12 protein-coding genes are annotated in these 14,188 nt (G+C 60.0%); 3 read left to right on the top strand and 9 right to left on the bottom strand.

Annotated features, from left to right (window positions below; translation table 11 throughout):
• Positions 1–24: 24 nt before the first annotated feature.
• From ACEN8Z_RS27525 to dksA, 5 genes are all read right to left on the bottom strand, one after another.
• The gene (locus ACEN8Z_RS27525) at positions 25–1,464 is read right to left on the bottom strand and encodes a sigma-54-dependent transcriptional regulator (protein ID WP_495596270.1); all 1,440 of its coding nucleotides are present in this window, start codon (positions 1,462–1,464) and stop codon (positions 25–27) included.
• A 22-nt stretch (positions 1,465–1,486) separates the two neighbouring features.
• Positions 1,487–4,441 carry a sensor histidine kinase gene (locus ACEN8Z_RS27520; RefSeq protein ID WP_007990065.1) on the bottom strand — a complete coding sequence of 985 codons (2,955 nt, stop codon included), beginning with the start codon at positions 4,439–4,441 and terminating at the stop codon, positions 1,487–1,489.
• Positions 4,425–4,601 carry a hypothetical protein gene (locus ACEN8Z_RS27515; protein ID WP_003176118.1) on the bottom strand — a complete coding sequence of 59 codons (177 nt, stop codon included), beginning with the start codon at positions 4,599–4,601 and terminating at the stop codon, positions 4,425–4,427. Before ACEN8Z_RS27515 ends, ACEN8Z_RS27520 begins: the two co-directional genes overlap by 17 nt.
• 77 nt (positions 4,602–4,678) lie before the next feature.
• Positions 4,679–5,572 carry a tRNA glutamyl-Q(34) synthetase GluQRS gene (gene gluQRS, locus ACEN8Z_RS27510; protein ID WP_495596269.1) on the bottom strand — a complete coding sequence of 298 codons (894 nt, stop codon included), beginning with the start codon at positions 5,570–5,572 and terminating at the stop codon, positions 4,679–4,681.
• A 201-nt stretch (positions 5,573–5,773) separates the two neighbouring features.
• On the bottom strand, positions 5,774–6,214 hold the full coding sequence (gene dksA, locus ACEN8Z_RS27505) for an RNA polymerase-binding protein DksA (RefSeq protein ID WP_108232433.1): 441 nt from the start codon (positions 6,212–6,214) through the stop codon (positions 5,774–5,776).
• Positions 6,215–6,548: 334 nt separating this feature from the next.
• Between dksA and ACEN8Z_RS27500 the strand changes: the two genes are divergently transcribed.
• Both ACEN8Z_RS27500 and sfsA read left to right on the top strand, forming a co-directional pair.
• Positions 6,549–7,721 (top strand): pyridoxal phosphate-dependent aminotransferase, encoded by a 1,173-nt coding sequence (locus ACEN8Z_RS27500; RefSeq protein ID WP_495596268.1) that lies wholly within the window; start codon positions 6,549–6,551, stop codon positions 7,719–7,721.
• Positions 7,721–8,434, top strand: a complete 714-nt coding sequence (gene sfsA, locus ACEN8Z_RS27495) for a DNA/RNA nuclease SfsA (RefSeq protein WP_495596267.1) — start codon at positions 7,721–7,723, stop codon at positions 8,432–8,434. The genes ACEN8Z_RS27500 and sfsA overlap by 1 nt, the downstream gene beginning before the upstream one ends.
• Here sfsA and ACEN8Z_RS27490 read toward each other — a convergent pair.
• The 4 genes from ACEN8Z_RS27490 to ACEN8Z_RS27475 form a co-directional block, all read right to left on the bottom strand.
• A complete protein-coding gene (locus ACEN8Z_RS27490; RefSeq protein ID WP_495596266.1) occupies positions 8,431–8,748 on the bottom strand; it encodes a Rieske (2Fe-2S) protein in 318 nt (105 codons plus the stop codon). The genes sfsA and ACEN8Z_RS27490 overlap by 4 nt on opposite strands.
• 489 nt (positions 8,749–9,237) lie before the next feature.
• On the bottom strand, positions 9,238–9,510 hold the full coding sequence (locus ACEN8Z_RS27485; RefSeq protein ID WP_007971093.1) for a TfoX/Sxy family protein: 273 nt from the start codon (positions 9,508–9,510) through the stop codon (positions 9,238–9,240).
• A gap of 245 nt (positions 9,511–9,755) precedes the next feature.
• Complete coding sequence (locus ACEN8Z_RS27480) at positions 9,756–10,100, bottom strand: pentapeptide repeat-containing protein (RefSeq protein ID WP_007990076.1); 345 nt, start codon at positions 10,098–10,100, stop codon at positions 9,756–9,758.
• Positions 10,101–10,191: 91 nt separating this feature from the next.
• Positions 10,192–11,748, bottom strand: coding sequence for a bifunctional aminoglycoside phosphotransferase/ATP-binding protein (locus ACEN8Z_RS27475; protein ID WP_007995313.1), 1,557 nt, complete (start codon positions 11,746–11,748; stop codon positions 10,192–10,194).
• A gap of 115 nt (positions 11,749–11,863) precedes the next feature.
• On the opposite strand from ACEN8Z_RS27475, the gene mrcB reads away from it, so the two are divergent.
• The gene (gene mrcB, locus ACEN8Z_RS27470) at positions 11,864–14,182 is read left to right on the top strand and encodes a penicillin-binding protein 1B (RefSeq protein WP_495596265.1); all 2,319 of its coding nucleotides are present in this window, start codon (positions 11,864–11,866) and stop codon (positions 14,180–14,182) included.
• Positions 14,183–14,188: the final 6 nt, after the last annotated feature.

Raw genomic sequence — 14,188 nt, 5'->3', positions numbered from 1 at the left:
ACCCGCACATGAGACAGGTGCGGTTCAGCTTTCGCTGGCCACCCCGGTCTTGCGCCGCGGGATGCCCAGGCGCTGACGGCGCTCCCACAGGCATTTGCGGCTGACCCCGAGCTTGCGGGCCAACTCGGTTTCGGTCATATGGTCCTGATGCTCGAGGACGAAATGCTGGAAATAGTCTTCCAGGGAAAGGTCTTCGGTCGGTTCGTGGTTGTTGTTACTGGCGTTGCCGTTGCCCTGTTGTGGGGACAGGCCAATGAACTCGTCGTCTTCCAGGTCGCCCAGCTCGATGTCGATGCCCAGCAGCTCGGCGGAAATTTCCGGGCTTTCGCACAGAATAACGGCGCGCTCGACGGCGTTTTCCAGTTCACGAACGTTGCCCGGCCAGGAGTAGTGACGAATGGCCTGCTCGGCATCCGCGGCGAACTTCAGGTCGGTGCGGTTGATTCGCGCACTTTGCCGCGCCAGGAAGGCGTTGGCAATCTCATTGACGTCCGCACCGCGTTCGCGCAGGGCTGGCAGCTTCAGCGCGATAACGTGGAGGCGGTAATACAAGTCTTCCCGGAACTGGCCGATCTTCGCCAGACTCTTGAGGTCGCGGTGAGTCGCGGCGATCAGGCGCACATCGACTTTCTGCGACTGCACCGAGCCTACCCGGCGAATTTCACCTTCCTGCAATACGCGCAGCAGGCGAGCCTGGGCCTCCAGCGGCAGTTCACCGATTTCGTCGAGGAACAAGGTGCCGCCGTCCGCCGCTTCCACCAGGCCGGCGCGCCCGGCGCTGGCGCCGGTGAATGCGCCTTTTTCGTGGCCGAACAATTCGGATTCGATCAGGCTTTCCGGAATGGCCGCGCAGTTAACCGAAATCATCGGCGCCTTGGCGCGTTTGGACAGGTTGTGCAGGGCGCGCGCCACCAGTTCCTTACCGGTACCTGATTCGCCCTGGATCAGAACGTTGGAATCGGTCGGTGCCACTTTGCGGATCTTGCCGTACAGGTCCTGCATCGGCGGGCACGAGCCAATAATGCCGATTTCACCGTTGCTGTTGTCGGCACCGGATTTCGCCGCGCCGTTGGCGGCTTTGCCGGCAGCCGGCTCAGCGCCGGCCTGTACCGTTTGTCGGTCACGCAGGATTCGTGCGGCGGCTTGCAGCATTTCGTCGTGGTCGAATGGCTTGGCAATGTAATCCACCGCGCCCATTTTCATCGAGTCGACCGCCGAGCGCAGGCTGGCATAGCTGGTCATGATCAGCACCGGCGTGCCTTGGGCGAGCTTGATCAACTCCGTGCCAGGCGCACCCGGCAGGCGCAGGTCACTGATGATCAGATCGAACGAGGGAATGGTGAAGCGTTCTTGTGCTTCCTGCACTGAACCGGCTTCGCTGACCTGGTACTGGTTACGTTCCAGCAGGCGGCGCAAGGCGGAGCGGATAATGGTTTCGTCTTCGACGATCAAAATGTGCGGCATTGATTCGATACTCTCGACGGTCTCAGTTCACAGCGGACGTCGCTTCGACATGACGCGGCAAGGTAACCCTGATTCGGGTGCCGCGTTGGCTTTGAACATCAGCCGGGCTGTCGATGGTGATTTGTCCATAATGCTCTTCAACGATGGAATAGACCAGTGCAAGGCCCAGACCGGTGCCTTCGCCAGGGTCCTTGGTGGTGAAGAAAGGTTCGAACAATCGGTCCATGATGCTCGACGGAATACCGCTGCCTTCGTCTTCCACGATCAGATCGACCGTGTGTTCGCCGGCTTCGCTCTTGACCCGTACCGCACTGCCGGGAGGCGAGGCGTCACGGGCGTTTGAGAGCAGGTTGATCAATACTTGGGCCAACCGTTGCGGGTCGCCTTCGACCCAGTGTTCGGGGTCGCACAGGTTGTAGAACTGCACTTCGAAATTGCGTCGGTTCAGGGCCAGCAGGCCGATGGCATCCTGAGCCACTTCGGCCAGACAGACGGGCTCGTCGCTGTGCTGATGGCTGCCGGCATGGGCAAAGCTCATCAGCGACTGGACAATGCGCGACACGCGTTTGGTCTGTTCGAGGATCTGCCCGCTGATTTCCTTCAGCTCGCCGTCTTCTTCACGTTCTTCGCGCAGGTTCTGCGCCAGGCACGCGATACCGGTGATCGGGTTGCCGATTTCATGGGCCACGCCGGCCGCCAGTCGACCGATGCTGGCCAGGCGCTCGGAGTGCACCAGTTTGTCCTCGAGCATCTGGGTTTCGGTCAAGTCTTCCACCAGCAACACCAGGCCACTGTTGCCCGGTGCGAGGGGTTCGTCGATCGCGGCTTTGTGCAGGTTCAGCCAGCGTGTCTGGCCGTCGAGGGCCAGGTGCTGCTTGTGCAAGTGTTCGTCCGGCAGATTGATGAAGCCTTGCAGCAACTCCTTCCACGGGTCGGCAATGGTACTCAGGCGCGAACCGACCACGCGCTGTGCGGCGATACCGGTGAGTTCCTCCATGGCCTTGTTCCACATGAGGATTTCCTGATCCTTGGCCAGCGAGCAAACGCCCATCGGCAACTCCTGCAGGGTCTGGCGGTGATAGCGGCGCAGGGCATCGAGTTCGGCGGCCAGGCCAGTCAGGCGCGAGTGGTAATCCTCGAGGCGGCTTTCGATGAAGTGAATGTCTTCGGTCACGTAGTTTTCGCCGCCAGCCTTGTACGGCAGGAACGTCTCGACCATGTCCTGGGCCACGCTCGGGCCCATCAGGCCGGAGAGGTTGGCCTCGATGCGGTCCCGCAAGCGGCGCAGGGCATACGGTCGACGCTCGTCGAAGGGCAGATAGAGATCGCGCAGTGCCTGTTCCACTTCTTTCTGCGCCGCTTTTGCACCCAATGGCTTGGCCAGTTGCGTGGCGAATTCCTGGGGGGAGGCGGCGTGCAGTTCCCGGCGTTGCGGGCGGCGCACGTTATCCACGGCGCAGGCTTCGGCAGCGCTGGCCTCTTCGGTGCTGGCGTTGGTGAACAGCGAGATCAGGGTGAACATCAGCACGTTGGCCGCCAGCGAGGCAATCGCCGCCATGTGCCAGCTGGTGTCGTCCAGCACGTAGATCATGTTCAGCAGTGGAATGTAGAAGCCTTGCAGGTTGCCAACCAGCGGCAACAACATGGTCACCAGCCACACCAGAATCCCCGCCAGCAAGCCGGCGATGAAGCCGCGACGGTTGGCGGTCGGCCAGTACAGGACCGAAAGTACGCCCGGCAGGAACTGCAACGTGGCGACGAACGCGACAATGCCGAGGTTGGCCAGGTCCTGCTCGGCACCAAGCATCAGGTAGAAGCCGTAGCCGGCCATGATGATCGCGACAATCAGCGCGCGGCGGGTCCACTTCAGCCAGCGGTAGATGTTGCCTTCGGCCGGAGGTTGATACAACGGCAGCACCAGGTGGTTCAAGGCCATCCCGGACAGCGCCAGCGTGGTGACGATGATCAGGCCGCTGGCGGCGGACAGCCCGCCGACATACGCCAGCAACGCCAGCGCCTTGCTGTTGGCGGCGATACCGATGCCCAGGGTGAAGTATTCCGGATTGGTGGTGGCACCCAGTTTCAGGCCGGCCCAGAGAATCAGCGGCACCGCCAGGCTCATCAGCAGCAGGAACAGCGGCAGGCCCCAGCTCGCACTGACCAGCGAACGCGGGTTGAGGTTCTCGGTGAAGGTCATGTGATACATGTGCGGCATCACGATGGCCGAGGCGAAGAACACCAGCAACAGGGTGCGCCACGGGCCTTCCTGCAATGGCGTGTGCAGGGCCGCGAGCGCGGTCTGGTTTTGCAGCAGCCACAGTTCCAGCTGTTGCGGGCCGTCGAACACGCCGTAAAGCGCATACAGCCCGACGCCGCCGAGGGCGATCAGCTTGATTACCGATTCGAAGGCAATCGCGAACACCAGGCCTTCATGCTTTTCGCGGGTGGCAATGTGGCGGGAACCGAAGAAAATCGTGAACAGCGTAATCAATGCGCAGAAGCTCAGGGCCACGCGATGCTGCACCGGCTCTCGGGTGAGGATGCCGATGGAGTCGGCGACCGCCTGAATCTGCAACGCCAGCAACGGCAATACGCCGACCAGCATGAAAATCGTGGTCAGCGCTCCGGCCCAGGTGCTGCGGAAGCGGAAGGCAAACAAGTCCGCCAGGGACGACAGTTGATAAGTGCGGGTGATCTTCAGGATCGGGTAGAGCAGCACTGGCGCCAGCAGAAATGCCCCGGAAACGCCCAGGTAGCTGGACAGAAAACCGTAGCCGTACTGATAGGCCAGGCCCACGGTGCCGTAAAACGCCCAGGCACTGGCATAGACGCCCAGTGACAGGGTGTAGGTCAGTGGGTGGCGAATGATCGCCCGGGGGATCATGCCCCGTTCACTGATCCAGGCCACACCGAACAGCACCGCCAGGTACGCGGCGCTGATCAGGATCATCTGGGTCAGGCTAAAGCTCATCGGCATCTTTTTGGCTCTGCAGGATGAAGGTCACGACGATCAGAATCAGCCAGAGCAGATAAGGGCGATACCAAGCGCCAGTGGCGTCGATCCACCAATCCATGATGGCCGGGGAAAACAGGTAAATCCCCACTACCAAAAGCAGGACCAAGCGATAGATGTACATCCCGGCCTCTCTTTTTTATGCGCGTGCCCGAAAACGTGCGGCGATGGTAACGGATGGGCGCGCCACTGCAAGTGCGATCACAGCAACTGTGCCTCGGGCAGGCTCAGTGTGCGCGGGATCAACGAGGCATCCCAGTGGGCAATGCCCCAGTTCAGCACTTCCCGTGGCGTGGCGTAAGCCAGTTCGGCTCCTGGGTTCTGCCCCAGTGCGCGTAGCGCCCGCAGCAACAGCGGTGTTGCCTGATCCTCGGTCAACGGCGGCGAGCGGTAGGATTTACCCAGTTTATTGCCATCAGGCTGAGTAATCAGCGGGATATGCAGATAACGCGGTTGAGGCAGGCCGAGCAGTTCTTGCAGGTAGAGCTGGCGGGGCGTGGAGTCCAGCAGGTCGGCACCCCGAACGATATCGGTGATGCCCTGCCAGGCATCGTCCAGGACCACGGCCAATTGATAGGCGTAGAGTCCATCGCGGCGGCGGATCACAAAGTCGCCGACTTCCCGGCCCAGATGTTGGCGGTATTCGCCCTGCACCCGGTCGATGAAGTGGTATTCCAGTTCCGGTACGCGCAGGCGGATGGCCGCATCGTCGGCGCCATGGCCGGCATTGCGGCACAGCCCCGGATAAATCCCGTGATACGGTTCCAGCTGTTTGCGCGAGCAGGTGCAGGCGTAGGCCAGACCATGATTGAACAGGCGATTGAGCACCTCGGCGTAGGCATCGTGCCGTTCGCTTTGGCGAACCAGGTCGCCATCCCACTCGAAGCCATAGCTTTCCAGTGCCTTGAGAATGGCCACCTGGGCGCCGGGTTCCTCGCGGGGCGGATCAAGGTCTTCCATGCGCATCAGCCAGCGTCCGCCCACCGAGCGCGCGTCAAGGTAGGAGGCTAGCGCTGCGACCAGTGAACCGAAATGCAGGTGGCCACTGGGCGTGGGGGCGAAGCGACCGATGTAAGTGGGGGAGGTGGCGGTCATGAATGCAATGTCACTTGTTCCGGACTTGCGCCAGGCACCTGTGGGAGCGAGCCTGCTCGCGAAAGCGGTGTATCAGCCAGCATCAATGTTGAAGTTGATGGACCCTTCGCGAGCAGGCTCGCTCCCACAGTGTTTTGCCTAGGCGAATTTTAGAAACAAAAACGGAGCGTTCGCACGCTCCGTTCTTCGTTCAAGTCGCAATTATTTGCCGACTTGCTTTTCCTTGATTTCCGCCAGGGTCTTGCAGTCGATGCACAGGTCGGCGGTAGGACGCGCTTCGAGGCGCTTGACGCCGATCTCGATGCCGCAGGATTCACACCAGCCGTACTCTTCGTCTTCGATCAGCTGAAGTGTCTTGTCGATCTTCTTGATCAACTTGCGTTCACGATCGCGGGCACGCAGTTCGAGGGCGAATTCCTCTTCCTGGCTGGCACGGTCTGCCGGATCAGGAAAGTTGGCCGCTTCGTCCTTCATGTGGTCCACGGTCTTGTCGACACCTTCCATCAGCTCTTGTTTCCACTGATTCAGAACCTTGGTGAAGTGCTTGCGCATGGGCTCGCCCATGTACTCTTCGCCGGCTTTCTGAACATAGGGCTCGAAGCCGCTGATCGTCTGGTTTTGCTGCTTTGCTTGGGTGGACATGAAATAGACCGCCTCTACTCTTGTAATCCATCTGCGCAGGATTGCTCCATCACCGGCACCTGCCGGCCCTGCGGCTGCAAGCGGGCGAACTTACCAGATCAACTCGGGCCGCGCTACTCCCGGATGTCGAGCTCGCGGCACAGGGTGCTTGCCAATGATGACAAACCGTTGACTGGTGGCTCTGGAACCCTGCTCAATTATTGATTTTAGTCAAACCTTGCGCTCGCGCTTGAGTCGTTTGCGGCCGGGAGTTATAAGGCCTCTGACCGCATTAGGTTCTCGCTCGTTCCTGCGCTTGGGTAGAATCGGTTTTTTTCCCGTTGAAGGAAGGCCAATGGCTCAGCCCTACAGTGCCCGCAGTCGCGCGATCGAACCTTTCCATGTCATGGCGCTGTTGGCGCGAGCCAACGAGTTGCAGGCGGCCGGCCATGACGTGATCCACCTCGAAATCGGTGAGCCAGACTTCACCACTGCCGAACCGATCATCCAGGCCGGCCAGGCTGCTCTGGCGGCAGGGCGGACCCGTTACACCGCCGCGCGCGGTATTCCTGAGCTGCGTGAGGCCATTTCGGGCTTTTATCAGCAGCGTTACGGTTTGAACATCGACCCGCGGCGCATCCTCATCACACCTGGCGGCTCCGGCGCGTTGCTGCTGGCCAGCGCTTTGCTGGTAGACCTCGGTAAACACTGGCTGCTGGCGGACCCGGGCTACCCATGTAACCGGCACTTTCTGCGATTGGTGGAAGGCGCGGCACAACTGGTGCCGGTCGGTCCGGATGTGCGTTATCAGTTGACGCCTGGACTGATCGAACGTCATTGGGATCACGACAGTGTTGGTGCATTGGTGGCGTCGCCGGCCAATCCGACCGGCACGATCCTGACCCGCGACGAGCTGGCGAAGCTGTCTGTCGCGATCAAGGAGCGCCACGGTCATCTGGTGGTCGACGAGATTTATCACGGCCTGACCTACGGCACCGATGCGGCCAGCGTGCTGGAAGTCGACGACAGTGCATTCGTTCTGAACAGTTTTTCGAAGTATTTCGGAATGACCGGTTGGCGACTCGGATGGCTGGTGGCCCCCGACGCTGCCGTCGGTGAGCTGGAAAAACTCGCCCAGAATCTCTATATCAGTGCTCCGAGCATGGCGCAGTACGCTGCCCTGGCCTGTTTCGAGCCAGCAACCATCAGTATTCTCGAAGAGCGTCGCGCCGAATTTGGTCGGCGCCGGGATTACCTGCTGCCGGCCTTGCGAGATATGGGGTTCGGCATTGCCGTGGAGCCAGAAGGGGCTTTCTACTTGTACGCCGATATCGGCAAGTTCGGCGGCGATGCCTTCGCGTTCTGTAAACATTTTCTCGAAACCGAACATGTGGCATTCACCCCGGGGCTGGATTTCGGGCGTTATCAGGCCGGGCATCATGTGCGGTTTGCCTATACGCAGAATCTTGAGCGTTTGCAGGAGGCGGTGGAGCGTATCGCTCGTGGTTTGCGGAGCTGGAAAGGCTGATGCATTTTCATCCTCCCCTCGAAGAAGGTCGCCTGATCCGTCGTTACAAGCGTTTTCTCGCCGACATCGAAACCGTTGGCGGCGAGTTGCTGACCATTCACTGCCCTAACACGGGCTCGATGCTCAATTGTCAGGTCGAGGGCGGGCAGGTCTGGTTCAGCCGCTCCAACGACCCGAAACGCAAGTTGCCTGGCACTTGGGAGATTGGTGAAACCCCGCAAGGGCGGCTGTTTTGCGTGAACACTGCCCGGGCCAATGGTTTGATCGAAGAGGCGCTGCGAGCGGGTGTCATCACAGAACTGAACGGCTTTACCGGGCTCAAGCGCGAAGTGGCTTACGGTCAGGAAAACAGTCGCATCGATTTTCGCCTTGATTATCCCGACGGGCCGGCCTACGTCGAAGTCAAAAGCGTGACCCTGGGTTTCGACGGTACGGCGGTGGCGGCGTTTCCCGATGCGGTCACCCAGCGTGGCGCCAAGCATCTGCGGGAGCTGGCCCATCTGGCCAGGGACGGTATTCGCGCGGTGCAGTTGTACTGTGTCTGCCTGACCGATATCGAGGCCGTGCGCCCGGCGCAGGAAATCGATGCGGCTTATGCGCAGGCCTTGCGTGAAGCTGTGGCCTGTGGGGTCGAAGTGTTGGCTTACGGTGTGCGGTTGAGCCACGAAGAAATGCGGGTCGACCGGCGTCTGGACGTGTTGTCGGGTGGCTAAAGGCTGATCCAGATCCCTTGTTCATCCTCGCGACAGGTCACGCCGGTCAAGGCTTGCCCCGCGCAAGGGCCGGCGACGCATTCACCGTCTTCGATCAGAAACAGTGCGCCATGGGTGGCGCACTGGATCAGGCTGTTGCTGGGGTCAAGAAACTGGTCGGGATGCCACTCCAGGCCGACGCCCCGGTGCGGACAGCGATTGATATAGACATAAACCTGTCCGCTGCGGCGCACCGCAAAAAACTTTTGGCCATCAATGTCGAACCCGCGACTGCTGCCATTGACCAGTTCGGCACCTGCGCAAAGCAACTTCATGTCTATCCTCGGTCCCGCAACTCGTGAGCAGATATGTCCGAGCTTGACGGTCAAATACTAACAATTATCAAAGGGCCGTCTTGCCCGTAGGGTGCAAGTGCCTGTCGACGAGGATACTTGGCCTGCTCCTTCGATGCCCGGGAAACCTTTGAAGAAAGCTGTTTATGCGCCTGACACACCTGTGTCGCCGTGCTCTGCATGGAGCATCCATCGCCGGACCCCGTCAGTACTTTTCAACAGGCAAAAAAAGACCCGGCAAGAGCCGGGTCAAATAACCGTGATTAGCCTGATGAGGAGATAATCCGAGAGTCCGAACCAAGGGCTTTTCAGAATATCGACCAGTCTCGCGACCAGTTGTGATAATCATATCGATTCTCATTACCAAGTCAACCGCTGTTTTTTGATTTCTTTGCGATTCGCCGAATTTACTTCTACAGGCCCTGTAATCATTGAGTTTCAGGTTGAAAAACTTCAGAAATATTTGCCGGATCAGTTCTTGTGGCGTGAAGAGATAGCTTCCAGTTGTTTGTTCAACGCTTCCTTGCGCTCGGCAGGAATGTCGTTCCAGTGAACGTCCATCAGGGCACCTTCAATTGCGTACAACAACACCTTGGACGCCCGAAAACCGCGCGTGCGCACGGCCCGATAAGCATCCACCGCCCCGAGGCGACGCAAGTCCGACGCGCTATGGATGCCCACGGCATGCAGCCATTGCGCTGACGTCTTGCCAAGATTCTTCAGGTGTTGCAGTTCATCATTCATCAAGCCTCCTTGCGATGGCCGAATGGAGAGCGTGGGCAATCTTCTGAGGAGTGTAGCCATCAGTAGGAAACGCGTGATTGTTTGCTGGTTTTCGACGCAAATGCTTCTAAGAGACGAGTATTGGCAGAGTGTGAAAAATCCGCGAACGCGGGAGGAATAGGTGGGGAATAGTCAGGAATTACGGGTGAGCATCCCCGCAGTCCAGCGCAACGAGGGGCGCTGGACGTGTCAGTCCGCGACGTTTATCAGCGGGTGCGATAGCGCAATCGTGTGCCGAAGTTCATCGACATCAGGATTTCGTCGGCGCTGAGCTCCACTGGAAAGTAGGCGCCGGAGATTTGTGCGTGGGCCAGGCTCGCGCCTTCCAGGTTCGCTTTGCTGAAGTCTATGCCGCGCAAGTCGGCGGAGCGGAAGTAAGCGTTGCTGAAATCCACACCGTCGGCATTCAGTTCGCGCAGGTCCAGCCCCCGGAAGTCTCCACCCGCCATGTCGATGGGGCCATCCTTGGGGCGCTCACTGTTGAAGCCTCTGATGTCGTCTTTGTGCAGCAGGGCATAAAGCGGTGTGTCGAGAAGTTTAGGCTGGCTCATGTCGCATCACCTGATGGTTTTATGACGCCATTATAGTGCCACTATTTGACAATCGTGAAGCCAGCGCGGGCCTCACGACTGAAATGGTTTCTTACAGGCCCGGAAGACGCTGGCGAATTTGCGCGACAACGGTATCGAGCGTCCCGCTTTCATTGGTCTGGACGCGCTTGCTGCAGAGGATTTCTGCGGGTGTCAGCGCTTCACGGCTGGCTTGCTGGGCTGCAATAACGGCCAGGGTGGCGTCGGACGGGTCTTTCTTGTCTGCCTGGCGCACGGCCAGCCAGCTTTCGATCACGGCCTGAGGTGCATTGCAGTCGAGGATCAGGAAGGGGGCGCCCGTGGCCTCGGCAATCTTCGCTGCACTGTCACGCTGATCACGCTTGAGGTAAGTAGCGTCGACCACCACCGGGAAGCCAGCACGCAGAATGACGTCGGCGATTTCGTGCAGGCGGGCATAGGTCGCCGCGCTGGCGTCGGCGCTATAGATACCGGCCTGGACGTCATTCTCGACGGTTTGCTCGCCGAACAGACGCTTGCGCTCGACATCGGAGCGCAAGCGAATCGCGCCCAGGGCTTCGACCAAACGCATGGCGACATGGCTCTTGCCGACTGCGGAAACGCCGTGGGTAATGGCCATGAAGCGCGAAGGAATGGTGCTGTAGCTTTCCGCCAGGTTGGCGTAGTTGCGGTACTGGCGCAGGGTCGTGGCGCGCTGCACCGCACTGGCTTCGGCCGGCATGCTGAACAGGGCGACCTTGGCGCGAACCAGTGCGCGGTAGGCCTTATAGAAGTTCAGCAGTTCGAGGCCGCGATAGTCGCCGGTCAGCTCCAGATACTGGCTGATGAAACGGCGCGCCAGGCACTTCAGGCCGCGATCTTCCAGGTCCATCGCCAGGAAGCCGGTGTCGGCATAAACGTCGGTAAAGCGAAACGGTTCGTTGAACTCAATGCAGTCGAAGATCACGACCTTGCCGTCGATCACGGTGGCGTTGCCCAAGTGGATATCACCGTGGCATTCACGAATGAAGCCTTCGGCCTTGCGCTGGGCGAACAGCGGTTTGAGGCGCTCGAAGCTGCTTTCGGCCCAGGCTTGCAGGGCGTCGAGTTGCAACAGATCGGCTTTATCGCTGAGGAACGGGCGGATCTGTTCGAAGTTCTGCCGCACCGGTGCCATGACGCTGTCCGGTGTGCCGGCTTCGTGCCCGGCCGGTACTTTCGGTGCGCTGAGGTGGAAGCGGGCGATTTGCTCGGCCATCTCGTCGATGTGTGCGGTGGTCAGTTCGCCATTGGCTTGAAGGGTGCTCAGTAATCCGTTTTGCGGGAACTGGCGCATCTTCAGTACATATTCGATGGCCGGGCCTTCGCCACCCAGTTGCGGAGCCTCGGCGCTGCCGGTGACGGGCAGCACTTCCAGGTACAAATCTTCGGTCAGGCGCTGGTTCAGGCGCAGTTCTTCGGCGCAAAAGTGTTCGCGAGCCTCAAGGCTGGTGAAGTCGAGAAAACCGAAATTGACCGGCTTCTTCACTTTATAGGCGAAGGGGCCCGTGAGAACGACCCAGGAAATATGGGTTTCGATGACCTGGAATCCGTCTACAGGATGCGGGTAGAGGGCAGGGTTTTGCAGGGCAGCGATCAGGGACTGGCTCACAGGCGATCCTTCAGAGTCTGGAAAATCAAGGCCGTCATTATGGCCGTAAGTCCGCCTGGCGCAAACCTCGGAGCGCTCCTGTTGAGTATGAATAAAGTGCGTATAATCCGCCGCCATGACTCGTACCCGAACTCCCCGTACCCCAAAAAAACCACCCTCCAGGGGCCTGCGCCCGTGGCTGGGCTGGGCCATTAAACTCAGTCTGGTCGGCCTGGTAGTGCTGGCCGGATTCGCCGTTTACCTTGATGCTATCGTCCAGGAGAAGTTCTCCGGCAAGCGCTGGACCATCCCGGCCAAGGTTTACGCGCGTCCGCTCGAGCTGTTCGTCGGACAAAAGCTGAGCAGGGACGATTTCCTGACCGAACTCGATGCCTTGGGCTATCGCCGTGAAAGCGTGGCCAATGGTCCGGGCGCGGCGTCGGTCAACGGTAATGTCGTTGATCTGAACACCCGTGGCTTCCAGTTCTATGAAGGCATGGAGCAGGCACAACCGGTGCGGGTGCGCTTCTCCGGCGATTACGTGGCCGAGTTGTCGGGAGCAAAAGGCTCGAAACTGTCGGTGGTGCGCCTGGAGCCGCTGCTGATCGGCGGTCTGTACCCGAAAAACCTCGAAGACCGGATCCTGATCAAGATCGATCAGGTGCCACCGTACTTGCTTGAAACGCTGGTGGCGGTCGAGGATCGCGATTTTTATCATCACTTTGGTGTTTCGCCGAAGTCGATCGCCCGTGCAGTCTGGGTCAACGGTTCGTCCGGCCGCATGCGCCAGGGCGGCAGTACCCTGACTCAACAATTGGTCAAAAACTTTTACCTGACCAACGAGCGCAGCCTGAGCCGCAAACTCACCGAAGCAATGATGGCGCTGCTGCTTGAACTGCATTACGACAAGCGCGAAATCCTTGAGGCTTACCTCAACGAAGTGTTTATCGGGCAGGACGGCCAGCGCGCGGTGCATGGTTTTGGTCTCGCCAGCCAGTTCTTCTTCAGCCAGCCGCTGGCCGAACTCAAGTTGCATCAAGTGGCGTTGCTGGTGGGCATGGTCAAGGGGCCATCCTCCTACAATCCGCGCCGTAATCCGGAGCGCGCCCTTGAGCGGCGCAACCTGGTACTCGATGTGCTGCAAGAGCAGGGCGTCGCTACCGCCGAGCAGGTTGAGGCGGCGAAGAAAATGCCGCTGGGCGTGACCAAGCGCGGCAGTCTGGCGGACAGCTCGTTCCCCGGCTTCCTCGATCTGGTCAAGCGTCAGTTGCGCGAAGACTATCGCGACGAAGACTTGACCGAGGAAGGGCTGCGGATCTTCACCAGTTTCGACCCGATCCTGCAGATGAAGGCTGAGGCCTCGGTCAACGACACCTTCAAGCGTCTGTCGGGGCGCAAGGGTTCCGATGACGTCGAAGCGGCAATGGTCGTGACCAACCCGGAGACCGGTGAAGTGCAGGCCATGATCGGCAGTCGCCAGGCCAGTTTTGCCGGGTTCAACCGGGCGCTGGACGCGGTGCGGCCGATCGGCTCGCTGATCAAGCCGGCGGTTTATCTGACCGCGCTGGAGAAGCCGAGTCAGTACACATTGACCAGTTGGCTGTCGGACGAGTCCTTCTCGGTCAAGGGCGCCGATGGTCAGGTCTGGAAACCGCAGAACTACGATCGTCGTTCTCACGGTACGGTCTTCCTCTATCAAGGTCTGGCGCATTCCTACAACCTGTCGACTGCGCGTCTCGGTTTGGCGGTCGGTGTGCCTAACGTCCTGAAGACGCTGGGGCGCCTGGGTGTGACTCGTGAGTTCCCGGCCTTCCCGTCGATGTTGCTCGGGGCCGGTGGCATGACGCCAATCGAAGTGGCAACCATGTACCAGACCCTCGCCAACGGCGGCTTCAATACGCCGATGCGCGGTATTCGTAGCGTGCTGACTGCCGAGGGCGAGCCGCTCAAGCGTTATCCGTTCCAGATTCAGCAGCGTTTCGATCCGGCCTCCATTTACCTGATCCAGAACGCCATGCAGCGCGTGATGCGTGAAGGTACCGGCAGTTCGGTTTACAACGTGTTGCCAAGGACCCTGACCCTGGCGGGTAAGACCGGTACCAGTAACGACTCGCGGGACAGTTGGTTTGCCGGTTTCAGTCAGGACTTGCTGGCGGTGGTCTGGCTGGGGCGCGATGACAACGGCAAGACGCCTTTTACCGGCGCCACCGGAGCCTTGCAGGTCTGGACCAGCTTCATGCGCAAGGCCGACCCGTTGCCGCTGGACATGCCACAGCCGGATAATATTGTTCAGGCCTGGGTCGATTCCCGTACCGGGCAAGGTTCTGACGCCGGTTGCCCAGGTGCCGTGCAGATGCCGTATATTCGCGGCAGCGAACCGCCTCCCGGCGCTGCTTGCGGTGGTGAAAACCCTGCTGAGTCGGTGATGGATTGGGTCAAGGGCTGGATGAATTAAGCAAAG

Source organism: Pseudomonas sp. Pseusp10 (genome assembly GCF_059492225.1).
The sequence above is the reverse complement of the archived record's forward strand: the minus strand, read 5'-3'. Positions and strand labels throughout refer to the sequence as shown.

Coding starts and splice junctions, on each gene's coding strand:
- ACEN8Z_RS27525 (WP_495596270.1), bottom strand. CDS start 1,464: ATGCCGCACATTTTGATCGTCGAAGACGAAACCATTATCCGCTCCGCC.
- ACEN8Z_RS27520 (WP_007990065.1), bottom strand. CDS start 4,441: ATGCCGATGAGCTTTAGCCTGACCCAGATGATCCTGATCAGCGCCGCG.
- ACEN8Z_RS27515 (WP_003176118.1), bottom strand. CDS start 4,601: ATGTACATCTATCGCTTGGTCCTGCTTTTGGTAGTGGGGATTTACCTG.
- gluQRS (WP_495596269.1), bottom strand. CDS start 5,572: ATGACCGCCACCTCCCCCACTTACATCGGTCGCTTCGCCCCCACGCCC.
- dksA (WP_108232433.1), bottom strand. CDS start 6,214: ATGTCCACCCAAGCAAAGCAGCAAAACCAGACGATCAGCGGCTTCGAG.
- ACEN8Z_RS27500 (WP_495596268.1), top strand. CDS start 6,549: ATGGCTCAGCCCTACAGTGCCCGCAGTCGCGCGATCGAACCTTTCCAT.
- sfsA (WP_495596267.1), top strand. CDS start 7,721: ATGCATTTTCATCCTCCCCTCGAAGAAGGTCGCCTGATCCGTCGTTAC.
- ACEN8Z_RS27490 (WP_495596266.1), bottom strand. CDS start 8,748: ATGAAGTTGCTTTGCGCAGGTGCCGAACTGGTCAATGGCAGCAGTCGC.
- ACEN8Z_RS27485 (WP_007971093.1), bottom strand. CDS start 9,510: ATGAATGATGAACTGCAACACCTGAAGAATCTTGGCAAGACGTCAGCG.
- ACEN8Z_RS27480 (WP_007990076.1), bottom strand. CDS start 10,100: ATGAGCCAGCCTAAACTTCTCGACACACCGCTTTATGCCCTGCTGCAC.
- mrcB (WP_495596265.1), top strand. CDS start 11,864: ATGACTCGTACCCGAACTCCCCGTACCCCAAAAAAACCACCCTCCAGG.